Source organism: uncultured Phyllobacterium sp. (assembly GCF_902479695.1).
Classification (GTDB): domain Bacteria; phylum Pseudomonadota; class Alphaproteobacteria; order Rhizobiales; family Rhizobiaceae; genus Phyllobacterium; species Phyllobacterium calauticae.
This window is the reverse complement of the sequence record NZ_CABSQF010000022.1, coordinates 37684-62618: the sequence shown is the minus strand read 5'-3', so window position 1 is coordinate 62618 and position 24935 is coordinate 37684. Positions and strand designations below refer to the sequence as shown.

Annotated in this window: 29 protein-coding genes and 1 tRNA gene; 16 read left to right on the top strand and 14 right to left on the bottom strand. The window is 60.4% G+C overall.

Annotated elements, in window-relative coordinates; all coding sequences use genetic code 11:
- Entirely contained in the window at positions 1 to 753 is a 753-nt protein-coding gene (locus RDL77_RS14755) for a class I SAM-dependent methyltransferase (protein WP_288193523.1), read from the bottom strand.
- Between the two features lie 111 nt (positions 754 to 864).
- On the opposite strand from RDL77_RS14755, the gene gloB reads away from it, so the two are divergent.
- Positions 865 to 1635, top strand: a complete 771-nt coding sequence (gloB, locus tag RDL77_RS14750; RefSeq protein WP_223613561.1) for a hydroxyacylglutathione hydrolase — start codon at positions 865 to 867, stop codon at positions 1633 to 1635.
- Positions 1635 to 2069, top strand: a complete 435-nt coding sequence (locus RDL77_RS14745) for a cupin domain-containing protein (protein WP_223613562.1) — start codon at positions 1635 to 1637, stop codon at positions 2067 to 2069. The genes gloB and RDL77_RS14745 overlap by 1 nt, the downstream gene beginning before the upstream one ends.
- A 26-nt stretch (positions 2070 to 2095) precedes the next feature.
- On the opposite strand, the gene RDL77_RS14740 is transcribed toward RDL77_RS14745, so the two are convergent.
- Together RDL77_RS14740 and RDL77_RS14735 are read right to left on the bottom strand one after the other, a co-directional pair.
- Positions 2096 to 2926, bottom strand: coding sequence for a DMT family transporter (locus RDL77_RS14740; RefSeq protein ID WP_374042722.1), 831 nt, complete (start codon positions 2924 to 2926; stop codon positions 2096 to 2098).
- A 72-nt stretch (positions 2927 to 2998) separates the two neighbouring features.
- Positions 2999 to 3802 carry a DUF3108 domain-containing protein gene (locus tag RDL77_RS14735; RefSeq protein ID WP_288193520.1) on the bottom strand — a complete coding sequence of 268 codons (804 nt, stop codon included), beginning with the start codon at positions 3800 to 3802 and terminating at the stop codon, positions 2999 to 3001.
- A 268-nt stretch (positions 3803 to 4070) separates the two neighbouring features.
- On the opposite strand from RDL77_RS14735, the gene rpmB reads away from it, so the two are divergent.
- Entirely contained in the window at positions 4071 to 4370 is a 300-nt protein-coding gene (rpmB, locus tag RDL77_RS14730) for a 50S ribosomal protein L28 (protein WP_091879976.1), read from the top strand.
- Positions 4371 to 4458: 88 nt separating this feature from the next.
- Positions 4459 to 5109, top strand: a complete 651-nt coding sequence (locus RDL77_RS14725; protein WP_288193519.1) for a VUT family protein — start codon at positions 4459 to 4461, stop codon at positions 5107 to 5109.
- Positions 5110 to 5214: 105 nt separating this feature from the next.
- Here the strand turns inward: RDL77_RS14725 and cobT are convergent, their stop codons facing one another.
- The 3 genes from cobT to RDL77_RS14710 all read right to left on the bottom strand — a co-directional run bounded on the left by cobT (position 5215) and on the right by RDL77_RS14710 (position 8861).
- Positions 5215 to 7113 (bottom strand): cobaltochelatase subunit CobT, encoded by a 1899-nt coding sequence (gene cobT / locus RDL77_RS14720; RefSeq protein ID WP_288193518.1) that lies wholly within the window; start codon positions 7111 to 7113, stop codon positions 5215 to 5217.
- Between the two features lie 13 nt (positions 7114 to 7126).
- Complete coding sequence (gene cobS / locus RDL77_RS14715; protein ID WP_223613566.1) at positions 7127 to 8113, bottom strand: cobaltochelatase subunit CobS; 987 nt, start codon at positions 8111 to 8113, stop codon at positions 7127 to 7129.
- Positions 8114 to 8207: 94 nt separating this feature from the next.
- Positions 8208 to 8861 (bottom strand): J domain-containing protein, encoded by a 654-nt coding sequence (locus tag RDL77_RS14710; protein WP_288193517.1) that lies wholly within the window; start codon positions 8859 to 8861, stop codon positions 8208 to 8210.
- Between the two features lie 143 nt (positions 8862 to 9004).
- Between RDL77_RS14710 and RDL77_RS14705 the strand changes: the two genes are divergently transcribed.
- A complete protein-coding gene (locus RDL77_RS14705) occupies positions 9005 to 9307 on the top strand; it encodes a BolA family transcriptional regulator (protein ID WP_223613568.1) in 303 nt (100 codons plus the stop codon).
- A gap of 12 nt (positions 9308 to 9319) precedes the next feature.
- On the opposite strand, the gene RDL77_RS14700 is transcribed toward RDL77_RS14705, so the two are convergent.
- The 4 genes from RDL77_RS14700 to RDL77_RS14685 all read right to left on the bottom strand — a co-directional run bounded on the left by RDL77_RS14700 (position 9320) and on the right by RDL77_RS14685 (position 12904).
- Positions 9320 to 9844, bottom strand: coding sequence for a TerB family tellurite resistance protein (locus tag RDL77_RS14700; RefSeq protein WP_288193516.1), 525 nt, complete (start codon positions 9842 to 9844; stop codon positions 9320 to 9322).
- Positions 9845 to 9918: 74 nt separating this feature from the next.
- Positions 9919 to 11208 (bottom strand): HlyC/CorC family transporter, encoded by a 1290-nt coding sequence (locus RDL77_RS14695; RefSeq protein WP_223613570.1) that lies wholly within the window; start codon positions 11206 to 11208, stop codon positions 9919 to 9921.
- The gene (gene aroB / locus RDL77_RS14690) at positions 11205 to 12320 is read right to left on the bottom strand and encodes a 3-dehydroquinate synthase (protein ID WP_288193515.1); all 1116 of its coding nucleotides are present in this window, start codon (positions 12318 to 12320) and stop codon (positions 11205 to 11207) included. Before aroB ends, RDL77_RS14695 begins: the two co-directional genes overlap by 4 nt.
- The gene (locus tag RDL77_RS14685) at positions 12317 to 12904 is read right to left on the bottom strand and encodes a shikimate kinase (RefSeq protein WP_374042721.1); all 588 of its coding nucleotides are present in this window, start codon (positions 12902 to 12904) and stop codon (positions 12317 to 12319) included. The genes aroB and RDL77_RS14685 overlap by 4 nt, the downstream gene beginning before the upstream one ends.
- Before the next feature lie 155 nt (positions 12905 to 13059).
- Here RDL77_RS14685 and RDL77_RS14680 point away from each other — a divergent pair, with 155 nt between their 5' ends.
- From RDL77_RS14680 to RDL77_RS14660, 5 genes are all read left to right on the top strand, one after another.
- A complete protein-coding gene (locus RDL77_RS14680; RefSeq protein WP_288193512.1) occupies positions 13060 to 13221 on the top strand; it encodes a histidine kinase in 162 nt (53 codons plus the stop codon).
- A gap of 4 nt (positions 13222 to 13225) precedes the next feature.
- Positions 13226 to 14152, top strand: coding sequence for a site-specific tyrosine recombinase XerD (gene xerD / locus RDL77_RS14675; RefSeq protein WP_288193511.1), 927 nt, complete (start codon positions 13226 to 13228; stop codon positions 14150 to 14152).
- Positions 14153 to 14187: 35 nt separating this feature from the next.
- On the top strand, positions 14188 to 14697 hold the full coding sequence (locus tag RDL77_RS14670; RefSeq protein ID WP_288193510.1) for a hypothetical protein: 510 nt from the start codon (positions 14188 to 14190) through the stop codon (positions 14695 to 14697).
- A gap of 215 nt (positions 14698 to 14912) precedes the next feature.
- Positions 14913 to 15866, top strand: a complete 954-nt coding sequence (locus RDL77_RS14665) for an acetyl-CoA carboxylase carboxyltransferase subunit alpha (RefSeq protein WP_288193539.1) — start codon at positions 14913 to 14915, stop codon at positions 15864 to 15866.
- A gap of 213 nt (positions 15867 to 16079) precedes the next feature.
- Positions 16080 to 16156 (top strand) — tRNA-Arg (locus tag RDL77_RS14660).
- Positions 16157 to 16227: 71 nt separating this feature from the next.
- On the opposite strand, the gene RDL77_RS14655 is transcribed toward RDL77_RS14660, so the two are convergent.
- A complete protein-coding gene (locus RDL77_RS14655; RefSeq protein ID WP_288193509.1) occupies positions 16228 to 16356 on the bottom strand; it encodes a hypothetical protein in 129 nt (42 codons plus the stop codon).
- A gap of 256 nt (positions 16357 to 16612) precedes the next feature.
- Here RDL77_RS14655 and RDL77_RS14650 point away from each other — a divergent pair, with 256 nt between their 5' ends.
- The 3 genes from RDL77_RS14650 to RDL77_RS14640 all read left to right on the top strand — a co-directional run bounded on the left by RDL77_RS14650 (position 16613) and on the right by RDL77_RS14640 (position 19707).
- A complete protein-coding gene (locus RDL77_RS14650) occupies positions 16613 to 17551 on the top strand; it encodes a hypothetical protein (protein WP_223613576.1) in 939 nt (312 codons plus the stop codon).
- A 224-nt stretch (positions 17552 to 17775) separates the two neighbouring features.
- Positions 17776 to 17925: a DUF1127 domain-containing protein gene (locus RDL77_RS14645; RefSeq protein WP_091879951.1), complete on the top strand. Its 150-nt coding sequence runs from the start codon at positions 17776 to 17778 to the stop codon at positions 17923 to 17925.
- Positions 17926 to 18141: 216 nt separating this feature from the next.
- Complete coding sequence (locus RDL77_RS14640) at positions 18142 to 19707, top strand: VOC family protein (protein WP_288193508.1); 1566 nt, start codon at positions 18142 to 18144, stop codon at positions 19705 to 19707.
- A gap of 47 nt (positions 19708 to 19754) precedes the next feature.
- Here RDL77_RS14640 and RDL77_RS14635 read toward each other — a convergent pair whose 3' ends face one another.
- Positions 19755 to 20708 carry a ring-cleaving dioxygenase gene (locus tag RDL77_RS14635; protein WP_288193507.1) on the bottom strand — a complete coding sequence of 318 codons (954 nt, stop codon included), beginning with the start codon at positions 20706 to 20708 and terminating at the stop codon, positions 19755 to 19757.
- 168 nt (positions 20709 to 20876) lie between these two features.
- Between RDL77_RS14635 and RDL77_RS14630 the strand changes: the two genes are divergently transcribed.
- Positions 20877 to 21851, top strand: coding sequence for a LysR family transcriptional regulator (locus RDL77_RS14630; RefSeq protein WP_288193506.1), 975 nt, complete (start codon positions 20877 to 20879; stop codon positions 21849 to 21851).
- A 171-nt stretch (positions 21852 to 22022) separates the two neighbouring features.
- On the top strand, positions 22023 to 22298 hold the full coding sequence (locus RDL77_RS14625; protein ID WP_091880272.1) for an HU family DNA-binding protein: 276 nt from the start codon (positions 22023 to 22025) through the stop codon (positions 22296 to 22298).
- 34 nt (positions 22299 to 22332) lie between these two features.
- On the opposite strand, the gene RDL77_RS14620 is transcribed toward RDL77_RS14625, so the two are convergent.
- On the bottom strand, positions 22333 to 22875 hold the full coding sequence (locus tag RDL77_RS14620; RefSeq protein WP_288193505.1) for a GNAT family N-acetyltransferase: 543 nt from the start codon (positions 22873 to 22875) through the stop codon (positions 22333 to 22335).
- The gene (locus RDL77_RS14615) at positions 22868 to 23320 is read right to left on the bottom strand and encodes an SRPBCC domain-containing protein (RefSeq protein ID WP_288193504.1); all 453 of its coding nucleotides are present in this window, start codon (positions 23318 to 23320) and stop codon (positions 22868 to 22870) included. Before RDL77_RS14615 ends, RDL77_RS14620 begins: the two co-directional genes overlap by 8 nt.
- 319 nt (positions 23321 to 23639) lie before the next feature.
- Here RDL77_RS14615 and RDL77_RS14610 point away from each other — a divergent pair, with 319 nt between their 5' ends.
- Entirely contained in the window at positions 23640 to 24917 is a 1278-nt protein-coding gene (locus tag RDL77_RS14610; RefSeq protein WP_223613582.1) for a murein L,D-transpeptidase family protein, read from the top strand.
- Positions 24918 to 24935 lie beyond the last annotated feature (18 nt).

Sequence of the window (24935 nt, the reverse complement as noted above, 5' to 3'; positions counted from 1 at the left end):
TCAATTCTCGTCCGGGCCGTCCCGCCGCATCGCCGTGCCCTGCGGCGAGAGCACCGGCACGAACACGCGCCTTGAAGCACGCTTGGCCACCGGCAGGCCCTGATAGATGCGTTTTTGCGCTTCCACGATGAGGACGCCGGAGAACACCGGCCAGAAACGCCGTCCGACCCGTTCGAACAGACTGGAAGGGCGCATGATCCAGCGCCGCGACGATGGCGGGAAGAACAGCGCTTCGGCCCACGGACCCGGCGTGAAATTGGTTTCCCGCAGCAGGCGGATCAACTGCCCCCGGCTATAGGGCCGTCCGCTGCCGAAAGGCGTGTGTTCAAAACGCGCCCAGATACCGCGCCGGTTGGGAACGACGATGACGAGCCGCCCGTTCGGGGCTAGCGCCCGCCACATTTCCTTGAGTGTCTCGCGCGGGTCTTCCGCGTGTTCCAGGGCGTGTACCATCAGAATGCGGTCCACCGCCGAATCCGGCAGCGGCAGGTCTTCCTCGAACACCAGCGCCGTCGACGACGCTTCCGCCGGCGGCCAGCTCGCCGCGCCCTGCCCGGCAGGCATGAAGGCGAATGTCCGCTCCGTGTCGCCGCGAAACCGGTCGAGATAGGGCACGACATAGCCAAGACCGACAAGCCGTTCGCCCGGCAGTTTCGGCCAGATCGGCGCAAGGGCCATGGTAATCGCACGCTCGGTCAGGTGGCCGAGGGTGGAAGCATAGAAGGTGCGGAGGTCGATGATATCGAGATGCATATATCCAACCTAACACGGCAAATCATAACATCAAGAAAATGGCTTGGAGACGGGTTGCGCCTGCCGGACAGCTGGCTATCCTGATCGCAACGCACAAACCGGACAGGCCCCATGTCAAATCTGCAGATAGAACAGTTCACCGCGCTCAGCGACAATTTCGGCGTGCTGATCCACGACCCCGATGCCAATCTCACCGCTTCCATCGATGCTCCGGAGGAAAAGCCCGTGCTCGACGCGCTCAAGCGCCGCGGCTGGACGCTGACCCATATCTTCTCGACCCATCACCACAATGATCATGTCGGCGCCAACCTTGCGCTGAAAAAGCGGTTCAAGCTCGAAATCCTCGGCCCGGACGCGGAAAAGGCCAATATACCCGGCATCGACCGCACGCTGAAACACGGCGACCGCTTCCGCTTCGGCAATTTCGACGTGTTCGTCATTTCCACGCCCGGCCATACCGCCGGCGAGATTTCCTATCATATCCCCGAAGCCAAGGTTGTTTTCGCCGGTGACACGCTGTTCTCGCTCGGGTGCGGGCGCCTGTTCGAGGGAACCCCGGCAACCATGTTCCGGTCGCTCAACCACCTCATCAAGCTGCCGGTCGACACGCAGATCTATTGCGGGCACGAATATACCGAAAGCAATGCGCGGTTTGCCCTGTCGATCGATCCGGACAATTCGGCATTGAAGGAACGCGCCAGGGAGATCTTTGCCCTGCGCGAGGCCGGCCTGCCGACATTGCCCACCACTTTGCTGCGCGAAATGGCAACCAACCCGTTCCTGCGCTGGCATGACCCGGCAATCCGCCGCAACCTGAAGCTGGAGAACGCCAGCGACGAGGCCGTTTTCACCGAAATCCGCAAGCGCAAGGACAATTTCTGATGACGTTGACCGCTGAGCAGATTCGCACCGCGCTGGGGCTGCAGCCGCACCCCGAGGGCGGCGCCTATATCCAGATGTTTCGCGACAACCAGAACGGTTGGCCGGTGGGCGGGCGCGGCCATTCCACCGCCATCTACTTCCTCCTGGAAAAAGGCGAGGTTTCCGCCTGGCACCGGGTGAAAGACGCGGCCGAGGTCTGGCACTGGTATGGCGGGGCACCGCTGCAACTGACCATTGCAACCGAAGGCGCGCCGCATGAGGTCCACCGGCTCGGCATGGATATCATGGCAGGCGAGCGGCCGCAGGGCATTGTTCCCGCCGGGCACTGGCAGACAGCCAAATCGCTTGGCGACTGGACGCTGGTCGGCTGCACGGTTGCACCGGGCTTCGACTTCGCCCAGTTCGAGCTGGCCGAGCCGGGTTGGAAACCATAAGAAGTCTTCCAACCGGGTTGGGAGCCCTAAACCCGTTTCCGGAAAATCATCTCCTTGGCGGCAAGTACGGCGCCAAGGGTGATCAGCAGGCAGGCGAGCAGGACGCGCACCGTCGGTTCGGCGGCCCCCGCCGCGATCAGGACAAGCGTCGACAGCAGCGGCGCCGCATAGCTCGATGCACCCAGCACCTGGATATTGCCGCGCTTGACGCCGAAATCCCAGGCATAGAAGGCCGCGCCCACCGGGAAAAGCCCGAGCCCCAGCACGGCCAGCCACTGCGTCAGCGATTCGGGCCAGACGGTCTGCTCCAGCGCGAGATGCGAAATCAGCGACAGAACCGATGTCGCGACGCAAAAGCCGGTCACCGCATCGGTCGGCACGCTGGCAAAACGCCGCGACAGCAGCGAATAGGCAGACCAGGTCAGGGCGCAAAGCCCGGCCATGGCGTAACCGAAGGCATATTGCGCCTCGAAGCCGACACTGCCGCCCTTGGTGACGATCAGCACCGTGCCGGCCAGTCCCAAAAGGGTTCCCAGCACATGGAACCAGCGCAGGCGTTCGCCCGGCATCAGCGCCGAGCCGACCACGATGAACAGCGGCCAGAGATAGGCGATGAGACTGGCATCAACGGCCGGCGCGTTGCGCAGGGCGGTGAAATACAGGAAGTGATAGCCGAACAGGCCGACAACGCCGAGAGCCCAGACCTTTGCCGGCTGGCGCAGGTGCTGCGCCGCGCCCGGTCGCCAGAGCCAGGACAACAGGCCAAGACAGGCGCCGATGGCGAAGGTCATGGCCGTCAGCTGAAACGGCGGCACCTTGCCGGAGACATCGGTAAACAGCGCGAGCATCGCCCACATGATAACCGCAAGAAACCCGACTGATGTAGCCACGCGCCGCCCCCATTCGAAAGAGCGGCGCCCCTGCCGCTTCTATTGCATCTTTTCAAAACGGGTCGCGTAAACCGTCACCGTTCCGATCTGCGTGCCGATCTTCGCCTGCACCGGCGAATAGATACCGGACTTGCCGAGGGATGCAAAGGTGAGACTGATCTTGCTTTTGTTTTTCAGATATTCGATCGCGTCGCGCCCCGCCTGGTAGCCGCCGACCGGAATGAACTTGACCGAACAGGTGATCGTATCGCCTTTGAAACCCTTGGTGGAGAACGGTTGCGGGCTCCCGGATGGCGAGAGCTGAAGGTCCACCCGCGTCTGTCCGTCATAGAGATGCAGGGTCTGGGTGCAGACCTGGCCGATGCTGTCCGCTGCGACCATAACGCCGGAGATCGGATCAGTCACGCCCTGCAGCGCCGCAGGCTCAAGCTCCACCCATTTGTCCTTCTTCCTGACCGGCGGGACATTGGTTGTTTCCGTCACATTGCCATTGGTGAAGGCAATCGAAGTGCTTTTATCCTTCTTGCCGTGCCGGTACTTGACCAGATAGGAGTTCGGCAGCGGGCCGGTTTTGCCAAACTGGCCTTTGACATCGATATTGCCCTTGGTGTCGTCGAAGACGGTCACGAGGCCCGAGCTTCTCAGGCCGCCGGATACCGTATAGGCGTCGCCCGAGACACTGGTTGAAAAATTCGCCTTGGCAATCGTCAGGCCGAGCAGCGAAACCCGGTAATCGGATTTGTAGACTTCCTCGGCGCGCGCCGGGAGTGCCCCCGCAACGAGCAGTATCCCTGCGGCAATCGCAGCATATCCGCAGCCGGGCCGCCGAATGAGACCAGTCATGTCCCGCTCCTTCAAATTGCATCACGCACGTGTGAATTGCCTGTGGTGAGACCGTACAAAGCAGGCAAAGTTGTGTTAAACATTGCGACAAGTCCGTTAAATACACAAAACCGGAGCAGAAGCACACTTGACGCGCGCGGCTCATATCACTATAGAAACGCGACTTCCCAATAGGCCGCCTGTCCGATATGCGCGCCGCTGCACGGCGACGTGTGATGGTAACAAGAACATTCGGGCTATAGGTAATGAATTTTGAAGGTGAGACCCAATGTCCCGCACATGTGAATTGACCGCTAAATCGGTACAGTACGGCAACAATGTGAGCCACGCGAACAACAGAACGCGCCGCCGCTTCCTGCCGAACCTTTGCCACGTTACGCTGATCTCCGAAGCTCTCGGTCAGAGCTTCCGTCTGCGTGTTTCGGCCCATGCCCTGCGCACCGTTGAACATCGCGGTGGTCTGGATGCATTCTTGAACAAGGCTGACGAGAAGGAGCTGTCACAGCGTGCCCGCCTCCTGAAGCGCCAGATTGCCAAGAAGTCGGCTGAAGCGCCTGTTGCTGCCTGATCGACCGACACAGCTTTAAGATCATGATCGCTTGAGGCCAGCGCATGCTGGCCTTATTGTTGCTGGTTCCATTACCCAGGATAAAAAAATGCCGCTTTCGCGCGCCTATTCCCTGCCGGATTTCATTTTCCCCGTTCTCACCATGTGCGCGGTCGTGGCCGCGTCGAATATCCTGGTGCAGTACCCGTTCAATCATCTCGGACTGGGCGAAATCCTGACCTACGGCGCTTTCACCTATCCCGTTGCCTTCCTCGTCAATGACCTGTCAAACCGCCGTTTCGGACCGCAATTCGCCCGCAAGGTCGTCTATGCCGGTTTCGTCATCGCGGTGATTCTGTCGGTCTGGCTGGCAACGCCGCGCATCGCCATCGCCTCAGGCTCGGCGTTTCTCTGCGCCCAGCTGCTGGATGTCACCGTCTTCAGCAAACTGCGCCAGCTGACCTGGTGGAAAGCGCCGTTCGCGTCCGCCGTGTTCGGTTCACTGCTCGATACGCTGCTGTTTTTCTCCATCGCCTTTGCCGCCCAGTTCGCCTGGATCGATCTGGCGATGGGTCGTGCCGACTCATCGCTCGCCATGCTGGTGCCTTTCCTCGGCAAGGATATCCCGCTGTGGATGTCGCTCGGCTTCGGCGACCTGATGGTGAAGATTGTCATGGCCGTGGTGATGCTGGTGCCCTATGGCGCCATTCTCGCCGTCTTCGCGCCGGCGATCTATTCGGCCAACCGGAATTCCAGATAAAGATTTCTCTGCGGGATCGAATCGGCCGCCGCGACGACCTCGGGCGGCAGAACCGGAAGAAGAATGAACCGTATGCGCCGACCAAGCAGCGCCATACGGTTCATGTCAGCGTTTGCGGGCGGCAGATTTGCCCGCGGCGCGGCGCTGTTCCTGTTCTTCAAACAGCGATGCCAACTGCTCGGTCATCGCGCCCGCCAGCTCTTCCGCATCGACGATGGTCACCGCGCGCCGGTAATAGCGCGTCACGTCATGGCCGATGCCGATGGCGATCAGTTCGACCGGCGAGCGCGTCTCGATCTCTTCGATCACGGCGCGTAGGTGCCGCTCGAGATAATTGCCTGGGTTGACCGACAGGGTGGAATCGTCGACCGGCGCACCGTCGGAAATCATCATCAGTATCTTGCGCTGCTCTGGCCGACCCAACAGACGCTGATGCGCCCAGATCAGGGCTTCGCCGTCGATGTTCTCCTTCAGCAGCCCTTCGCGCATCATCAGCCCGAGATTGCGCCTGGAACGGCGCCACGGGGCATCGGCGCGCTTGTAGACGATGTGGCGCAGATCGTTGAGACGGCCGGGATTGGCAGGCTTGCCGCGCTCCAGCCAGGCCTCGCGCGCCTGCCCGCCCTTCCATGCCTTGGTGGTGAAGCCGAGAATCTCGACTTTCACACCGCAGCGCTCGAGCGTGCGCGCCAGAATGTCGGCGCAGGTCGCCGCGACCGTGATCGGACGGCCACGCATGGAGCCGGAATTGTCGATCAGCAGGGTGACGATCGTATCGCGGAAATCCGTATCGCGTTCCTGCTTGTAGGACAGGGGCTGCGTCGGATCGATGACCACGCGCACGAGACGCGCCGAATCGAGATAGCCCTCTTCCAGATCGAAATCCCAGGAACGGTTCTGCTGCGCCATCAGGCGCCGCTGCAGGCGGTTGGCCAGGCGGCCGACGACACCGGAAAGATTGGCGAGCTGCTTGTCGAGGAAAGCCCGGAGGCGCTCCAGCTCCGCATCGTCGCACAGCTCTTCCGCATCGGTGGTTTCGTCGAATTCCTGGGTGAAGACCTTGTAGCCGCTTTCGCTGCCGAGATTGGAAAACGGCTGGTTCGGACGGCGTGCCTCGCCGGGCATTTCCGCATCCGTATCCGCATCGTCGTCGATCTCGTCGGAGGAAGCATCGGCGGCCTCGGTCTCGCCCGACTGGCTGTCGTCGCTGGAGCTTTCCGAATCATCATCCTCGGATGCGTCACTGCCCTGGTCTTCGTCGGAACCGCCCTCGTTGTTCTCTTCGGGCTCCGGTGTGTCCTCGTTGTTTTCCTGGTCCTCGTCCTGCTCGCTTTCCTGCGACAGCTCTTCGGCCATCTCCATGGAGGCCAGCATTTCGCGGACGACGCGGGCGAAAGCGTTCTGGTCGTTGATCTTTTCGCCGAGATGCTCGAGGTCGGCCGCTGCCTTTTCCTCGATCCAGTCACGCCAGAGGTCGACGACATTGCCGGCGGACTCGGGCGCCTTGCGGCCCGTCAGCTTCTCGCGCACCACAAGCGCAATCGCTTCTTCCAGCGGTGCTTCGGCCTTGTCGGTGATGGCCGGGAAATTGGCGCGGGAATATTTGTCCGACAGCATCGAACTGAGATTCTCGGCCATGCCGTCCATGCGCAGGGCACCGATTGCCTCGACGCGCGCCTGTTCGACCGCATCGAAAATGGCACGCGCCTGCTTGCCTTCCGGCGCCAGCGTCGCATGAATGCGGTCGTTGTGGCATGCCTTGCGCAACGCCATGGAATCGCCGATGCCGCGGGTAACCGCGATATCGTTCGCCGTCGGACGCTTGGGCAGGTCGGGCAGACGCGCCCGATGCCCCGTCAGGGCCGGGCGATCATTGCCAAACCCGACTTCCATTTCATGATCACCGGCAATGGCCCGCATGCAGGCCGTAACCGCGCGCTTGAAGGGCTCGGAATCAACCGGGCCTTTCGGATTTGTGCGTGAATTGTCTCCCGGGCCCGCCATGCTCTGATGACGCTCAGCCTATGACCACATTGGCCGTCGACTCCGGCAGTTCCTTGCCGAACGCACGCTGATAGAACTCGGCAACGATCGGACGTTCCAGTTCATCGCACTTGTTGAGGAAGGTCAGGCGGAAGGCGAAGCCGACATCCTTGAAGATATCGGCATTTTCAGCCCAGGTGATGACCGTACGCGGGCTCATCACCGTGGAGAGATCGCCATTGATGAAGGCGGCACGGGTCATGTCGGCAACGCGGACCATTTTCGAGACGATCTCCTTGCCTTCCTTGTTCTGGTAGTGCTTGGCCTTGGCCAGAACGATGGCGGCTTCGTTGTCATGCGGCAGATAGTTGAGCGTCGTCACGATGGACCAGCGGTCCATCTGCGCCTGGTTGATCTGCTGCGTGCCGTGGTAGAGACCGGTTGTATCGCCGAGACCGACGGTGTTGGCTGTCGCGAACAGGCGGAACGCCGGGTGCGGACGGATCACGCGGCTCTGGTCGAGCAGGGTCAGGCGGCCGGACGATTCCAGCACGCGCTGGATCACGAACATCACGTCCGGACGGCCGGCATCATACTCGTCGAACACCAGCGCCACATTGTGCTGATAGGCCCATGGCAGGATACCGTCGCGGAATTCGGTGATCTGCATGCCGTCCTTAACGACGATGGCATCCTTGCCGACGAGATCGATACGGCTGACATGGCTGTCGAGATTGACGCGCACGCACGGCCAGTTGAGGCGGGCGGCGACCTGTTCGATGTGGGTCGACTTGCCTGTGCCGTGGTAGCCGGACACCATGACGCGCCGGTTGAAGGCAAACCCGGCCAGAATGGCCAGCGTGGTCTGCTTGTCGAACAGATAATCCGGATCGGTCTCCGGCACGTAAGCATCGCCTGCCTTGTAGGCAGGGACCATCATGTCGGTATCAAATCCGAAAAGCTTTGCGGCAGAAACCGTAGTATCCGGCAAATTCGCAATATCGCGATCAACCTTATTCATCATGCCTCCAGCGCGACTGCACGCGCAGACGCAATAAGATAGTCACACCCATGAAGCCTCGACGGGAGGCTTCGAATTCAGCCAAACATGGTCCTTAGCAAAAACCAGCCTGTTTGAGCAATTGATAAGCCTGGATAACGTCGCGGAAACGATCCTCGGAAGCCCGATCACCGCCGTTTGCATCGGGATGATGGCGCTTCACCAGTTCTTTATAGCGCGACTTGATGTCTTCGCCAGTGGCTTTTACATCAAGACCGAGAGTATCCAGCGCTTTTGCCTCCAAAGGCTTGGCCTTGCGCAGGCGCGCACTCGGCCGTGCATCACCGAACACGCTGTTCGGATCACGGAAACGGTTCTGATAGGCAGCCCGGCCCGAACGCAGCTTGGAAAAGTCCGGCGACGTCTTGGCACCGCCGGACGCTGCAGCCGCCGCGCTAGCGCCAGCGCCGCTGCCCGGCAGGCCCGCGACGGTCCAGGTCGGCCGGTCGCCGGTCAGGGCTTCCTTTTGATAACGCGCAACTTCCACATCGGAGAGGCCAGAAAAATAATTGTAGCCTTTGTTGTACTCGCGGACATGATCGATGCAGAAATGGAAGAACTCGCCTTCCTTCATGCGCCCAACCGGTGCACGGTGCGGACCCGGCTTGTCGCAGCCATCCCACTGGCACACGGGAATGCGCGATTTCTCCTCTTCCACCTTTTTCGGGCGGATGCGGATGCTGTCAAAATATTTCGAATTTGAGGTCATTGCGTACGATTATCAACGGATTGGTTTACAAGACAAGAATTGACAATTGCCCATGGATCAACCTAACGCCTGAAATGGCGGTAAATTTGTGATCATGTACGGGTTTGCCAAATGAAACTACCATATGGGCTCAGGAGAACGAAATGTCCACTCAGTCAGCGATCGAAAACAAACTGACGCAGGCTTTTCATCCTGTTTCATTGACCGTTATCAACGAGAGCCACCTTCATGCCGGCCACCATCATGAAGACAGCGGGCATCATGCCACATTCGACGGTTCGGGTGAAACGCATTTTCGCGTGCGCATTGTCGCAGAAGCTTTTGCGGGCCTGTCGCGCGTCGCGCGGCACAGGGCGATCAACGAGGTGCTGAAGGACGAACTGGCCGGCAGCGTCCACGCGCTCGCACTGGAACCGGCAGCTCCCGGCGAAGCGACACGCCGCTAGAGGCTTTCCTGCCTAAACCTCCTCGCTTTGCATCAGTTGCCGTTGCAGACGGACGATCATCTGCGCCTGCAACTCGCTCTCCCCGCCATAGGCGGCGGCAGTCTGCCACAGCATGCCGATCAGCTGAAAACGCTCGTCCACGCTCAGGCGCGCCCGCAGCATCGGCACCATATCGTCAGCCATCGAGGGGAACGAACCCCGGCGTCTGGTATAGCGCCAGGCTTTGCGAAACATCGCATCCGGAGCGCCGATCCCCAGCGGACCGGCCACCAGCGCGATGATCTGCCGTCTTTCAGCCTGGGTCAGCGGCGCACCGGTGCGCACGAGCTGGATCATCAGCACGGTTGCCGCCAGCCGTGGATCACGGATCCGGCTATGGCGCGAACCAACGAGACGGTCGAATACCCGCTTGCTCCTGTTTCTCAGACGAGGCGTATTTCTGTCCAGATCCCGAATGGAACGAGCGGCCCATTGCAGCCGAAACATCCAGTAAAAAATCGCGGCAATTCCACTTAAAATGGCAATGACAATATGCATGCAGCCCCTAGCTTATGCGCAGGAAAGCGTCTGAAAAAACAATATCTTAAAATAATCGAACCAGTGGCGGCAGCTTAACTGGTTTTGCCCTTTTCGTCATCCTCCAAAGGTCGAATACGAAGCCGGGTAATGCGGTTTTTTTCCCGCTTCAGCACGGTGAAGCGCTTGCCGTGGAAGGTGAATGCCTGTTTTTCCGTGGGGATGCTCTGGGTTTCGTGGATGACGAGACCGGCAATGGTCGTGGCCTCAGCATCCGGCAGGTTCCAGTCGAGCGCCCGGTTGAGGTCGCGGATCGGAACCGAGCCATCAACCAATACCGACCCATCCGGCTGGGGGCGGCAGCCTTGAACGTCGATGTCATGCTCGTCGGCGATATCGCCGACGATCTCCTCGAGAATGTCTTCGAGCGTGATCAGGCCCTGCACGTCGCCATATTCATCCACGACGATGGCGATATGCGCCTTGCGGCGCAGGAAGGCATTGAGCTGATCCTGCAGGGTTGTCGTATCGGGCACGAACCAGGGCTTGGTCGCCACCTTCATGATGTTGATCTTGGAGAAATCCCGGTTGGAATCGCGGATGGCCCGCACCAGGTCCTTGGCATGCACGACACCGACAATATTGTCGTTATCACCGCGCCAGACCGGAATGCGGGTGTGGTGGCTCGCCAGAATCTGGCCGATGATCTCCTCGATCGGATCATCGGCGTTGATCGAATCCATATCCGTCCGGTGGATCATGACGTCATAGACTTCGAGCTCGCGCAGATCGAGCAGACCGCCGATCTGGTCGCGGTCGCGCTTCACCACCGAACCCTCCCGGTGCAGGAGATCGACGGCGCCGCGCAGTTCCTCCTGCGCCGACAGCATCGATTTCACCGAACCGAGATCGATACCGAACAGACCGAGGATACGGCGCACGATCCAGTTGATGAGGTCCGACAGCGGGCCGAAGATGAACACGGCAACCTGTGCAAACCGCACCAGCGCCAGCGCATTGCGGTCGGGGCTGGAAATCGCCCAGGATTTCGGCAGCACCTCGGCGAAGATCACCAGAAGCACGGTCATGATCGCGGTGGCATAGGCAACGCCCGCCTGTCCGAACAGGTTGAGCAGCATGCTCGTGGTCAGGGATGACGCAAGAATATTGATGAGATTGTTGCCGATCAGCATGACACCGATCAGGCGGTCGCGCTTTTCGATGAGACCTTCGACAACCGTTGCACGGTCATCGCCGCGCTTCGAGAGCCGGTGCATCCGGGCGCGCGACACGGCGGTCAGCGCGGTTTCGGATCCTGAAAAAAGACCAGACATCAGGATCAGAAGGAAAATGATTCCGCAAAAGATCCAGAGTTCCAGGTTCATTTTGGGTGTTTCTCCTGCAAAAAGCTGAGAACGGCCGATGGCGGCACATCCCGGGCGATAAAGGACTGGCCGATACCGCGGGTGAGAATGAAGGTCAGCGTGCCCCGCGTCACCTTCTTATCCTGGGCAATATACTCCATCAGCCTCTCCGCCGGCGGCAAGGCACCGGGAATGTCGCCGATGGAAACCGGCAGCCCGACCTGCCGCAAATGCGCTTCGACCCGCCGGGCATCGTCGGCGCTCGCCAGATTCATCTTAACCGAAAACTGGTGGGCGAGGACCATGCCGATGGCAACGCCTTCGCCGTGCACGAGACGGGCGGAATCGTATTGCGTGGCTGTCTCCAGCGCGTGGCCGAATGTGTGGCCGAGATTGAGCAGCGCCCGGTCGCCGGTTTCGCGCTCGTCGCGCGCCACGACATCGGCCTTTGACTGGCAGGATACGGCAATGGCGTGGGTCCGCTCCGGCCCGCCGGCGAAAATGCCCTGCCAGTTCGTCTCCAGCCATGCGAAGAAATCCGGCCGGTCGATCAGCCCGTATTTGGCAACTTCCGCATAGCCGGCGCGAAATTCGCGCGGGCTCAACGTGTCGAGCACATCCGTATCGGCCAGCACCAGTTGCGGCTGGTAGAACGCGCCGACGAGGTTCTTGCCATGCGCCGTGTTGATGCCGGTCTTGCCGCCAACGGATGAATCCACCTGGGCCAACAGCGAGGTCGGTATCTGCACGAAGCCCATGCCGCGCCGGGCGATGCTTGCGGCAAAGCCCGCGAGATCGCCGATCACGCCGCCGCCAAAGGCGATGACGATATCGCCCCGCTCCAGCCGGGCAGCCAGAATGGCATTGGTGACGGTTTCGAGCGTGGCAAAACCTTTCGACTTTTCACCGGGGGCAACGAGAACCGGCGTCGATTCGATGCCGGCGGCCTTCAGGCTGTCAACCAGGCGCTGCAGATGCAGCGCGGCAACGTTCTCGTCCGTGACGATGGCCACCCGCCCTGCGCCCGTGCGCCCGGCAATCTCCTGCCCGGCACGCTCGATCAGGCCCGCGCCGATGAGAATGTCGTAGGAACGGTCTCCGAGTTTGACCGGAACTGTCGTCAGGGCGTTCATCGCGCGGATTCCTTGCTGTCCAGATGCTGCGATACGGCCTGCATCGCTTCAAGCGCGATGATTTCTTTCTTTTCCTCGCGTGAGAGAATGGTCAGATCCGCCTGCGCGTAAACCGGATAGCGCTCGCTCATCAGCCGTTCCATGACGGCGCGCGGATTGTCGCTTTTCAGGAGCGGCCGGTTCTGCTTGCGCACAACGCGGTTCATCAGCACGTCGAGTTCCGCATTCAGCCAGATCGATATGCCTTCGGATGCGATGGCGCCGCGCGTCTGCTCGTTCATATAGGCGCCGCCGCCGGTTGCCAGAACGATGGGGCCGTCTTCGAGCATGCGCGCGATAACCCGGCGCTCCAGGTCGCGGAATTCCGCTTCGCCATAGGCCTCGAACAGTTCGGGAATGGTCATGGTCGAGACTTTTTCAATCTCGTTATCGGCGTCAAAAAACGGCAATTCGACCAGCGAAGCCAGTTTTTTACCCACGGTGGATTTGCCTGCGCCCATCAAACCGACGAGCACAATAGACCGGTGCCCCAGGCGCTCCCGGATGGATCGGGCCAACTCCGGAACCTGGGCTGTGCCAAGAATATCGTCAATGCTGTTCATAAATGCGTTTCGACAGGAAAACCGGGCTTTCGTCAAGCAAAGTGTGGGGTTGTCCTTATGTCTGGCCTTCATCAATTCATAAGAGTTTCCGTTGCAGGATTATGGAACATGGAAAGCCAGCTTGCAAAGTCGATTTGATGCCCACACTGACCCGATTGATCATCACCCTCGCGGTTCTCGCCGGGCTCGTCTATGCGGGAATGCTGGCGCTGGTGACCTTCGTGCATCCGACGCAGACGGAACTAACCATCCGCATTCCCGCCGAAAAGCTCAATATCAAACCCGGCAATCCAAAGTAGAGCCATGCGTGCAGCAGCAGCGATAGAAACATTTCTTGAGATGATGAGCGCCGAACGCGGCGCGGCGCAGAACACGCTCGAGTCCTATCGCCGCGACCTGGAGGACGCGGCGGCTTTCGCCGGCGCCGCCGGCATGCAGCTGACCATGGCGGAGCCCGCAACAATCCGCGCCTATCTCGACGATATCGCCGGACGCGGCTATGCCGCGACATCGCAGGCACGGCGGCTCTCAGCCCTGCGCCAGTTCTTCCGCTTTCTCTATACGGAAAATATCCGCACCGATGACCCGACGGGCACGCTGGACGCGCCAAGGAAGGACCGTTCGCTGCCAAAAATCCTCAGCGAGGCGGATGTTGAGAAACTGCTGGCGCGGGCCGAACTGGAAACCCTGGACGCGGCGGCCCCGGCGGGCGATCATCTGCGCGCCCTGCGCCTGCATGCGCTGCTGGAAATTCTCTATGCGACGGGCTTGCGCGTTTCCGAGCTGGTCGGGCTGCCGGTGACGGTTGCCCGGTCCGATCACCGCTTTCTGATGGTGCGCGGCAAGGGCTCGAAGGACCGCATGGTCCCGCTCTCCGGCAAGGCCCGCACGGCAATGACCACATATCTCGCCGTGCGCGATGCCCTGCCGAACCTTGCCGGCAATCCCTGGCTGTTCCCGGCCATCTCCGAAAGCGGCTTTCTGGCGCGGCAGGTTTTCGCCCGCGAATTGAAGGGGCTGGCCGCCCGTGCCGGACTTGTGACTTCAGCAATCTCGCCGCACGTGTTACGGCATGCCTTCGCCAGCCATCTCCTGCAGAATGGCGCGGACCTGCGGGCGGTCCAACAATTGCTGGGTCATTCGGATATTTCAACGACCCAGATTTATACCCATGTCATGGAGGAGCGGTTGCACCGCCTTGTCACGGAGCACCACCCTCTGGCAGACTGAACCCATTCCCCCGCGAAACAGGCGGGACCATAGACTTGGCGGGACTCTCAATGTGGCGGCTGTTGAAAAAGCTGTTTTCGAGACCGGAACCGGCGCCTGTCGAAGCCGATAGCGAAGTGATGCGCTTCGACGAAACCGGGTTCACGCGGTCCAGCCAGCTGATCCGCTCCATGGGCTGGCGGGAACACTGGGATTGGGACGAGATCGACGGTTTCGGCTTCTCCTTCAAACAGGCCATGTTTCCCGACCCCTGGTTCGGCGACTACATGGAGAGCGAATGGTTCATCATCGTTGACAACGAAAAGGCTCCCGAACACATCTATTTCCATGCGGACTGGCTGAACATCGACCATCTTCCGCCCGCCCTTCTGCAGAACATGCCCGGTCTCGACATCGACGAGCTGCGCAAGGGCCTGCACAATGCATCGCAGGGCTTTCACTATTACGACGGCGAAGGCGCCTGGATCGGCTGGCAGCGCCCAAAACCCGCCAAGCGGGCAAGACCGGCACCGAAGCCGGCGTCGACCAGGAAGCCGGATGCATGAGCGGCGCCCGCGGCGGCTCTTCCGCCAGGCACGCCACGCAGTCAAGGCCTTGAACTTCGTCCTTATCCACGGGTTTCCACCACACCTTCGCCGGAATTATCCCTATAACTGGCGCCGCGAACGCGCCTTGTCGGCCATGCTTCCTTGACATGAGCGTCCGCAACAGCCAGTTAGGTCGTGAAAAATCCACCGTTATGCAGGCAGACACGTCGTCCATGTACAACTATCTCGATTTCGAAAAGCCGGTTGCTGATCTCGATGGCAAGATTCTCGAACTGAAGAAGCTTGCGGAAGAAGGCGGCGCACTCGACACCAATGACGAGATTGCCCGCCTGGAAAAGCGGTCGGCCGAGGCTTTGCGCGATCTCTACCGCAAGCTGACCCCCTGGCAGAAGGCGCAGATCGCCCGCCATCCCGACCGTCCGCATTGCGTCGACTACATCGGCAAGCTGTTCACGGACTTCACGCCGCTCGCCGGTGACCGCAACTTTGCCGAAGACGAGGCCATCCAGGCCGGTCTTGCCCGTTTCAACGGCCAGGCCGTCGCCGTGATCGGCCAGGAAAAGGGCAACGACACGAAGTCCCGCCTCAAGCACAATTTCGGCATGGCCATGCCCGAAGGCTACCGCAAGGCCGTGCGCGTCATGGGCCTGGCCGACCGCTTCAGCCTTCCGGTCATCACGCTCGTCGATACGGCCGGCGCCTTTCCGGGCATCGCCGCGGAAGAGCGCGGACAGGCGGAAGCCATTGCCCGGTCCACCGCGGCATCGCTGAACCTGAAAGTGCCGATGGTTTCCGTCATCATCGGCGAAGGCGGCTCCGGCGGCGCCATCGCCATTGCCACGGCGAATCGGGTCTACATGCTCGAACATGCAATTTATTCGGTGATCTCGCCGGAAGGCGCGGCATCGATCCTCTGGCACGATTCCACCCGCGCCAAGGATGCAGCAACCAACATGCGCATCACGGCACAGGACCTGTACGAGCTGAAAATCATCGACGGCATCATTCCCGAACCCACGGGCGGCGCCCATCGCGGCAAGGATGCGGTGATCGAGGCGACGGGCAACATCATCAACGTTGCCCTGAAATCCATGGCATTGATGGACGGCGAAGCGCTCAGGAAAGACCGGCGCGACAAGTTCCTCGCCATCGGGCGCAACCTTTAAGACCTGCACAAAGGCCCGGACATTCTCCGGGCCTTTTCTTTTCTGCCGGAAAGACGCGGGTGCACACGGCCGGAAAGGCGCTAAGCCGCCGAATAAACCGGGGTGCGACGTTCCGGCAAAAAATTGTTGCGGTTTTTTTGCCAAAGCTGCTTGCAATTCACAGCCCAACCGATTACGAACCGGCCTGCGCAGACGAACGCGCAAGTGTGGCACGCGCCCGTAGCTCAGCTGGATAGAGCACCAGACTACGAATCTGGGGGTCAGAGGTTCGAATCCTTTCGGGCGCGCCATTCCTTCCCGACGAAAATCGATATCGCTGTTAGCGCGACCGGCATTGGCCGATGACGCGGCAATCCTGATTCTAGGCCAGGGATTGGCAAAATTCGCAGATCAGCACGGCAATCCCCACCACGACGCCAAAGGCCAGCAGATGCACCCAGACCGGTGTCGTGTAATGCAGGTGTTGTTTGTCGTCATACTCGTCGTACACGGCTTCGTTCTCGCGTGGGGATCAGGAGCCCGATCTTGGCCCAAGCCCCGGCGAACCGACAGCAAGGCCATGCTCAATACCGGTTCAATCGGGGATTTCGATTTGCCGTCCCCGCCGCGGCACCGAAAAGTCTGCCCGCAGGCGGCGTCCCCATGCCCAGAAAACGGGCTTTTTCGCGATCAACAAACTTAACAACTTGTAACTGTTTTCCGCCCAAGGCCGGGTGTATCTGTTTGCCAGATAATACGAGACACGCATGGCAAATCATCTCCTCATCGCGGGTACAGGCCGGGCCGGAACGAGCCTTCTCGTCCGATATCTCGATGCCCTGGGACTGACCACACACATCACCAGATCCAACGGACAGACCCATCTGATAGAGGACGCCAATGCCGGTTTGGAGGATCTTGTCCTCCATGGCGGCGCGAACCTTCCCTACGTCGTCAAATCCCCCTGGCTGTACCAGTTCATCGACGAGGTGCTCAAGCGCACCGACATTACGATTGACGGCGTCATCATTCCCATACGCAATCTGGCGGAAGCGGCAAGCAGCCGGATCATTCTCGAACTGCAGAGACTCCATCACACCCAGGAATGGATGGCCGACGAGGCACGGACCTGGGACCACTGGGGAGAAACGCCCGGAGGCGCGGTGTATGCGCTCGATCCCGTCGATCAGGCCCGGCTGCTGGCCGTGGGATTCCACCACCTTGTCGAGCGCCTGACGCGGGCGGGAATACCGATTTATCTCATCGCCTTTCCGCGTTTCACCCAGGACCCCGAATATCTCTTTTCCACGCTCCGGGGATGCCTGCCCCCGTCGGCGAGCCTCGAATCCATCCTGCCGCTGCACAAGAGCCTGATAGATCCTGAAAAAGTGCGGGTGGAATCGGAAATTGCCGTGCAAACCCTGCCAAAACTCCCGGCGGCGGCATCGGATGACTTTCCGTCGCTGGAGCAGCTCGACAACATTGCCCTGCGGCGCGAGATCAAGAAGATGCGGCTTCTTCATGCCGCAGCCATGGACAGGCACAATCCGGACCACAGCGCACTGGAGCAAATGTCCCGGGAACAGGCGCAGATTATTCTGCGGCTGCAGGAGGAACTGACCGCCATCCGATCGAGCACCTCGTGGCGGATGACGCAGCCGCTGCGAAGGGTCGTTCAAAAGGTCCGCAGTCACGGGCAGCGATAACCGGACGGGCCGGCTGCCGCGGCAAGAAGCAAAGCGGGTTTCTGCACCTCTTCCGGACCGTCATGATTGACGTGATTCGACCCGCCCCAATTTGGCCATCCACTCCGCACTTCCTGCAAAGCAGCTATGCATTCTTGTCACTGCAAGTTTCGCCGGGCATCGACTATATGCAGGTCACGATCAAGAAATGATCCAACAAACAATAAGTTACCAAGGTGAGTGAAATGAACCTGATCCGCTCTTACAACAACTGGCGCCGTTATCGTGACACCGTCACGGAACTGAACCGCCTGTCCGCACGTGAACTGAACGACCTCGGCATCTCCCGTGGCGATATCGCCTTCGTTGCCAAGAAGGCCGCAGCTGCGCGCTAATCGAATTCAAAGTTAACGTTCGGGATGACCTCCTCCCAGGTTCCGAACGTTCAAAGGCCGGCACTCCTCCTCCCAGCCGGCCTTACAAATAGCACCCACCGCACCTCCTCCCGCGGTGGGTGTTGTTTTTTCAGGCCCTGCCTGATTGCCGCCCGCTGGCTTTCCCCGTATTGATCGCCGCATATTGGTCGCATGATCCACAGGCGGAGGAACTTCATGACAAGCGGCATCCACCACATCACCCTGATCACCCGCAGCGTTCAGGCGAATGTGGACTTCTATGCCGGTTTTCTCGGCCTTCGCCTCGTCAAGCGCACCGGCGGTTATGAAGACGCAACCCAGCTTCACCTCTTCTACGGCGACACATCGGCAACCCCCGGTTCATTGATCACCTTTCTCGTCTGGGAAGACGGGTCGCTCGGCCGAGTGGGTTACGGCCAGCCGAGCGAAATTGCGCTTGCCATCGCCCCGGATGCCATCGGCTTCTGGCTGACCCGCGCACTCCAGCACAACATTGCCGTCACCGGCCCTGCACAGGAGTTCGGCGAAACGGTCTTGCGGCTGAAAGATCCCGACGGCGTGATCGTGAAACTCGTCGGAACATCAGGCGTAACGGGCACCGCGCCGTGGACCGTCCGGGGTATTGCCGCGGCAGACGCCATCCGGCGCATCCGCGGCGCCACTGTCCTCACCGAACAGCCGCAGGCCACCTGCGCCTTTCTCGAAACCTATTTCGGCTTTCACGCCGGCGAGCGCACCGACACGATTGTGCGGATGGTTTCGGATACCGGCGATTGCGTCGATGTGCGCGATGCCAGCGGCTTCTGGAGTTCGGCGCCCGGCACCGGCACGGTCGATCACATCGCCTTCCGCGCGCCCGATATTGCCCATGTCCAGGAGACATACAACAGCCTGATCACGGATGGGTCGGACGCGACCGCCATGCATGACCGCAAGTATTTTCACTCGATCTATGTGCGCGAGCCCGGCGGCACGCTGTTCGAGATGGCGACCGACGGTCCCGGCATGCTTGTGGACGAACCGCTGGAAACGCTCGGCACGCAACTGTTCATTCCGCCGCATTTTGCCGAAGAGGCCGCCAATCTCAAAGTGATGCTGCCGCAGTTCGGCCTGCCCGGCGAGGAGCGGTTCCTCTACCGCGAGCTGCCTTTCGTGCACCGCGTCTATACGCCCGACCACACCGATGGCCTGACGCTTGTGCTTTTGCATGGCTCCGACGGCAATGAGACCACGTTGCTGCCCCTTGCCGCCAATGCCGCGCCGCACGCCACCCTCATTGGCTTACGCGGGCGCAGCAATGAAGAGGGCATCGGCCGCTGGTTCCGCCGCTTCGGCCCCCTGAGTTTCGATCAGCAGGATATCCGTTCGGAGGCCGAAGCACTGGCGGCCTTCATCGAAGGGGCCGCCGAGGCCTATCGTCTCGATCTCCAACGCACGGTGTTTCTGGGTTATTCCAACGGCGCCAACATGCTGGTGGCAACCATGCTGCTGCATCCCGGCCTTGTCAGGAATGCAATTCTCCTGCGCGCGATGAATGTTCTTGAGGAGACATCGCACGCGGATTTGAGCCATGTGAAAATTCTGATGGTCAATGGCGACCACGACCTGTTCGGCGCCAGGACGCCCGATCTCGAAGCGCTGTTGCGGCAGGCCGGAGCGGACCTTACTGTCCAGCGTGTCCATGCCGGGCATGAAACCGGCCAGCACGACATTGAAGCCATCAAGCAATGGATTGCCGCCAATCTTGATCAAGAGGCCTGAAATGCAGGAAGGCCCGACGCTTGCGCGTCGGGCCTTATTCATTCTGGTTAGACCAGAGGCTTCAGGTTTGCTTCGATGGACGCCCGCTTGCCCTCGAGGAACGGCGGCAGGGACAATCCTTCGCCCAGCGTTTCCAGCGGCTCATCCACGGTAAAACCCGGACCATCCGTGGCAATCTCGAACAGAATGCCATTGGGCTCACGGAAATACAGCGAGCGGAAATAGTAGCGCTCGACCTCGCCGCTGGATGGCATGCGGAAACTCTTCAGCCGTTCCGTCCATTCGTGCAGCTGCTGCACATCCGGCGCCCGGAACGCCACGTGATGCACCGCGCCCGCACCCTGACGGGCCACGGGAAGATCCGGCTGGACCGCGACATGCAGTTCGGCAGCAGGGCCGCCCTCACCCATGGAAAAGACGTGGACATGACCGGCCCCGTCGGGAGACGGATAGGTGCTGGTCTGGCGCATGTTCATCACATGCAGGAGAATGGCTTCCGTGTTGGTGATATCAGGCACGCTGATCGTGATCGGGCCAAGGCCTCTGATCTGGTGTTCGGCCGGAACCGGGCTCTTGTCCCAGGGATGCGACGGGCCCGCGCCGCCATCATCGATCAACCGGAAACGCTGGCCTTCGCCGTCCTCGAAATCGAGCGAGTCACGGCCGCCGATTGCGACGATTTCGTCCGACTTGACGCCAAGTTCGTTGAAGCGTGCCTTCCACCAGACAAGGCTGGCCTTGCTGCCGACGCGCAGACCCGTGCGCGCAATGCTGTGCGTGCCGCGCCGTTCCGGGCCGACAGGCCAGTCGAAGAAGGTCAGGTCGGTGCCGGGCGTTGCCTCGCCATCGGCATAGAACAGGTGATAGGCGCTGGTATCGTCCTGGTTGACGGTCTTCTTGACGAGCCGCAAACCGAGGATCTGCGTGTAGAAACGCAGGTTTTCCGGGGCATTCGCCGTGATGGCGGTCAGATGATGGATACCTGTCAATTGTAGGGACATGAAAGCCTCCTGAATGATGTTGCCTGGCGCCCATGCGCCGTTGGGGTGAATATCTGCGCTACGGGCGCCGATATAAAGCCCGCTTCGATGCAACCCATGTTCGACAGGGCCGAACGATTTTCCCTGAACCGTCTTTGTTGTTGCGCTGTTGTCCTCTATAAGAGAACCATGAAATGGCGCTTCGACGATCTCTTAACTTTTCTCGACGTGATGGAGACGGGCAGCATAACCATGACTGCCGCCCGGCTCAATCTGTCGAAATCCGTGGTCAGCAAGCGCATCACCGATCTGGAAGCCGCGCTCGGTACGGAACTGTTCCAGCGTTCGCCGCGCAAACTGCTCGCCTCGGACAATGCCCGCGCCTTTGTCGAGCGTGTCCGGCCGCTCGTGCGCGAGCTCACCGAAGCGGCCGACACTGTCGGGGAGCGCTACAGTGCCATTCGCGGCACCTTGCGCATCACGGCACCGATGACCTTCGGCACGTTTTACCTGAGCCGCCTGATTGCCGATTTCGCCCGGCAATATCCCGATCTCGAAATCGCCGTTGAACTCGACGACCGCATGGTCGATCTCGTCAAAGGCGGCTTCGATGCCGGTATCCGCATCGGCATCCTGCGGGATTCCAGCCTGATTGCGCGCAAGCTATGCACCGACCAGCGCATCATATGCTGCAGCCCGGCCTTTGCCGCAGCCAACGGCCTGCCGCAAAACCTCGGCGAACTCGGCTCCTACGCGTGCATCGATTACTCCAACGTCAACACCAGCCAGCTCTGGCAGTTCGAAAACCCGGCAGCCCCCGGCGAACCCATTTCGGTTGCCATGCACGGGCGCATCGTGGCCAACAATGGCGAAGCCATGCGCGACATGGCCATCGCCGGACTGGGCCTGGTGCTCCTGCCCATGTTCATCGCCGCCGAAGCGCTGCGGCGCGGCACGCTCATCCCGGTCCTGCCGGAGGCGAGGCCGCTGCCCTACAGGATCTATGCGGTCTACCCGCCGACCCGGCATGTCTCGGCCAAGGTGCGCGCCTTTATCGACCACGTGGCGCGCCATATCGGCAACCCTCCGATCTGGCAGATGCCCGACGCTCTGCAGACCGGCAGCCCTGAACCTGCGGAATCACAGGCCGAATCACCGGACTGAATTTGCAGGCGTCATCCGGCTCCGATCTGAAAAATCATAGCCGGTTTTGCAAAAAACCCTGTAAACACTGGGTATAAACCCCGAAAATGCGTCCTATTCCTGATGACAGGGGCGGCAACGCATGCCATACAGACGCCTTCGATCAACGAATATACTGAGGAAACCGCCAACATGAATACGTCCGATCTTATCGAGAAGCTCGTCGCTGATCAGGGTCTTACAAAGGTTCAGTCCAAGGCGATTGTTGATAGCGTTCTTAAGGGCATCACCGATGCCGTCGTCGCAGGCGACGAAGTTTCGCTGCCAGGCTTCGGCAAGTTCAAGGTACAGTCGCGCGCTGCTCGCGAAGGCCGTAACCCTGCAACTGGCGCAACGATCAAGATCGCAGCCTCCAAGAAGGTTGCCTTCCAGCCTGCAAAGGCTCTGAAGGATGCCCTCAACGGCTAATCACCGTTTGTGCTGATTTCATGAAAGGCGGTGCTCAGGCGCCGCCTTTTTTATTGTCGTTGCTGCTGCGTTCGAACCTGAAAAGAATAACGCTGTCGCCATCTTCTTCAAATTCGTCAACCGGCCGAAAACCTGCCGCTTCCGATGCCCTGATCGCATCGAGATCGCCCGCCTCGTGGGTGATATAGGCAAACCGCTCATCGGTGAAATGCGGGAAGGCAATTTGCGCAAGATATTCCCTCAGCATCAGCGAACCGATGCCGCGCCCGATATAGTCCGGCTCGCCAATGAACAGATCGACGCTGATGCCATAGTCGAGCGCGGGCAGCTCGTCCTGATAGTCCGCGTTGCGGTAGCATTGCAGATAACCGAAAGGCTGCTCGCCATAATAGGCGATGTGACAGATATCCGGCGTCTCGCCGGTGAACAATGGCCCATATTCCTCCGCAACCTCGCGCGGGGTTATCGGGTCCGGCTGATAGGAGTCACGCATATGCGGCATCATCAGCCATTTCGCCATCAATGGCAGATAGGACAGTGAGGCCGGGCGAAATGTGATTGCAGAATGTTCAGTCACGATGATCCACCGCCTGTTGATTGATAAAATTCTCAAGACTGTCGAGCGCGCCGCTCCAGCCCTGCCTGTGACGATCCCGCGCCGCCTCGTCGTAGAACTTCTCATGGATGAGTGTCAGCAATGTGCCGTCATCCACCCGTTCCAGCACCAGCGTTACCAGCGACTCCCGGTCCGGCAGGGTAATCCACATCCAGGTAAAGGCCAGGCGCTGCTTGACCAGCACCTCGCAATAGACACCGCTGACATCGTGCTGCTCGCCGTCGGGGGTGACGAAGACGATGTGATAGCGGCCGCCAAGGCGCGGATCGGCTTCCGCCTTCAGGGTTCTGGCCCCCGTGGGGCCCCACCAGCGCACGATCATCGAGGGATCGGTCCAGGCGGCCCACACCAGCCGCGGCGGCGCTTTCAGATGGCGTTTGAGCGTCAAAAAGGGTGCAATTGCCATTCTGTTCCTCCCTGCACGGCTGATGAAACGGGCACGCAACGCGGCCGCTCAAGGGCCGGACACCAACAATTGATGAGGGCGAATGCTTCCTGTCAATGGCGTATTACAGGGCAAGTACGTATTGCAACGGATGGATCATCTTGGAAAAACAGTGTATTTCGCCATAAATCCGCCCTGTCTTCATTGCAGGTGACAATTGCATGATTGAGCAATTTGACTCATTGCAGTAAGGCTTTATCAACTATACCGGATGCAAATAGGGGGTTGTGGATTTCAATCCACACAATTTCGGCGAAGCGAACTGGTAACAGCTGCGAAGATGAAAATACCGACACATATCCTTGCTCCGTTATTGCTGACCCTGTTTCTGGCGGGTTGCCAGGGCGCGTCGGTGTCCGACCTTGCACCAAAATCTGAAAAGCAATTGTCCGAAAAGCTGGTCAAGCTGATGAAGACCAAGGGCATGACCATGACCGCGCCGATCATGGTCCGCATCTTCAAGGAAGAGAGCGTTCTCGAAGTCTGGAAACGCAAGGACAACGGCCGCTACGATATCGTCACGAGCTACCAGATCTGCAAATGGTCGGGCAAGCTCGGCCCGAAATTCATCGAGGGCGACCGCCAGGCACCGGAAGGCTTCTATGCCGTGCGCCCCGGGCAGATGAATCCGAAATCCAGCTATTACCTGTCCTTCAATACCGGCTTTCCCAACGCGCTCGACCAGGCGCTCGGCCGCACCGGCGCCAATCTGATGGTGCACGGCGCCTGCTCGTCGTCCGGCTGCTATTCGATGACCGATGCGCAGGTCCAGGAAATCTACGCCTTTGCCCGCGACGCGTTCAAGGGCGGGCAGGACTCGATCCAGCTCCAGGCCTTTCCGTTCCGCATGACCGCAGCCAACATGGCGCGCTACAAGGATGATCCGAACTATCCCTTCTGGAAAAACCTGAAGGAAGGCTACGATCATTTCGAGATCACCAAGGTGCCGCCGAAGGTCGACGTGTGCGAGAAGAAATATGTCTTCAACAACACCACCGATCCGAATGCACCGATTGCCGCAACGGCCACATGCCCGCCCATGCAGCAGCCTGAAACGCTGAAGATGGCCTATCAGAGCTATCAGACCAATTACGAGGCCGCATTCTCCTCCATGGTCGGCAAGAGCAGCATCCAGGCGCCGAGCCGTTCCATCCAGGGCCTGAACGAAGCCAAGATCATCGCCGAATGGAGCGCCCGCCGCGCCCGCGGTGAACGCGTCACCCAGGAGCCGCCATCCCTGTCGCCGCAGGACAAGGACGCCGCGCTGAAGCCGCAGGTCATGGTCCGCCTCGCTTCCGCTGTCGCCGCCGACAAGGCCCGCGACGAGCGCGAGGCCGGCAAACGGCACCGCATGACGGTTGCCGCCATCCCGGCCGCAACCACGGCACCGGCTTCCACCGCCAATCAGGTTGCCGCCAATGTCGTTGCCCCGGTACGCCAGACAATCGCACCCGTACCGGCACCGGCGGCAACGCCCGTCCAGGCACCACAGGACGTGACAGCCACGGTGGCGGAACAACCGGCGAAAAAGGCCTGGTGGAAAATCATCGGCAATTGAGCCACGTATATTTGCCTG

Bases quoted from the DNA above. Each gene is read 5' to 3' on its own strand.
- RDL77_RS14755 (WP_288193523.1), bottom strand. From the start codon at position 753: ATGCATCTCGATATCATCGACCTCCGCACCTTCTATGCTTCCACCCTC.
- gloB (WP_223613561.1), top strand. From the start codon at position 865: ATGTCAAATCTGCAGATAGAACAGTTCACCGCGCTCAGCGACAATTTC.
- RDL77_RS14745 (WP_223613562.1), top strand. From the start codon at position 1,635: ATGACGTTGACCGCTGAGCAGATTCGCACCGCGCTGGGGCTGCAGCCG.
- RDL77_RS14740 (WP_374042722.1), bottom strand. From the start codon at position 2,926: ATGTGGGCGATGCTCGCGCTGTTTACCGATGTCTCCGGCAAGGTGCCG.
- RDL77_RS14735 (WP_288193520.1), bottom strand. From the start codon at position 3,802: ATGACTGGTCTCATTCGGCGGCCCGGCTGCGGATATGCTGCGATTGCC.
- rpmB (WP_091879976.1), top strand. From the start codon at position 4,071: ATGTCCCGCACATGTGAATTGACCGCTAAATCGGTACAGTACGGCAAC.
- RDL77_RS14725 (WP_288193519.1), top strand. From the start codon at position 4,459: ATGCCGCTTTCGCGCGCCTATTCCCTGCCGGATTTCATTTTCCCCGTT.
- cobT (WP_288193518.1), bottom strand. From the start codon at position 7,113: ATGGCGGGCCCGGGAGACAATTCACGCACAAATCCGAAAGGCCCGGTT.
- cobS (WP_223613566.1), bottom strand. From the start codon at position 8,113: ATGAATAAGGTTGATCGCGATATTGCGAATTTGCCGGATACTACGGTT.
- RDL77_RS14710 (WP_288193517.1), bottom strand. From the start codon at position 8,861: ATGACCTCAAATTCGAAATATTTTGACAGCATCCGCATCCGCCCGAAA.
- RDL77_RS14705 (WP_223613568.1), top strand. From the start codon at position 9,005: ATGTCCACTCAGTCAGCGATCGAAAACAAACTGACGCAGGCTTTTCAT.
- RDL77_RS14700 (WP_288193516.1), bottom strand. From the start codon at position 9,844: ATGCATATTGTCATTGCCATTTTAAGTGGAATTGCCGCGATTTTTTAC.
- RDL77_RS14695 (WP_223613570.1), bottom strand. From the start codon at position 11,208: ATGAACCTGGAACTCTGGATCTTTTGCGGAATCATTTTCCTTCTGATC.
- aroB (WP_288193515.1), bottom strand. From the start codon at position 12,320: ATGAACGCCCTGACGACAGTTCCGGTCAAACTCGGAGACCGTTCCTAC.
- RDL77_RS14680 (WP_288193512.1), top strand. From the start codon at position 13,060: ATGCCCACACTGACCCGATTGATCATCACCCTCGCGGTTCTCGCCGGG.
- xerD (WP_288193511.1), top strand. From the start codon at position 13,226: ATGCGTGCAGCAGCAGCGATAGAAACATTTCTTGAGATGATGAGCGCC.
- RDL77_RS14665 (WP_288193539.1), top strand. From the start codon at position 14,913: ATGTACAACTATCTCGATTTCGAAAAGCCGGTTGCTGATCTCGATGGC.
- RDL77_RS14650 (WP_223613576.1), top strand. From the start codon at position 16,613: ATGGCAAATCATCTCCTCATCGCGGGTACAGGCCGGGCCGGAACGAGC.
- RDL77_RS14645 (WP_091879951.1), top strand. From the start codon at position 17,776: ATGAACCTGATCCGCTCTTACAACAACTGGCGCCGTTATCGTGACACC.
- RDL77_RS14640 (WP_288193508.1), top strand. From the start codon at position 18,142: ATGACAAGCGGCATCCACCACATCACCCTGATCACCCGCAGCGTTCAG.
- RDL77_RS14635 (WP_288193507.1), bottom strand. From the start codon at position 20,708: ATGTCCCTACAATTGACAGGTATCCATCATCTGACCGCCATCACGGCG.
- RDL77_RS14630 (WP_288193506.1), top strand. From the start codon at position 20,877: ATGAAATGGCGCTTCGACGATCTCTTAACTTTTCTCGACGTGATGGAG.
- RDL77_RS14625 (WP_091880272.1), top strand. From the start codon at position 22,023: ATGAATACGTCCGATCTTATCGAGAAGCTCGTCGCTGATCAGGGTCTT.
- RDL77_RS14615 (WP_288193504.1), bottom strand. From the start codon at position 23,320: ATGGCAATTGCACCCTTTTTGACGCTCAAACGCCATCTGAAAGCGCCG.
- RDL77_RS14610 (WP_223613582.1), top strand. From the start codon at position 23,640: ATGAAAATACCGACACATATCCTTGCTCCGTTATTGCTGACCCTGTTT.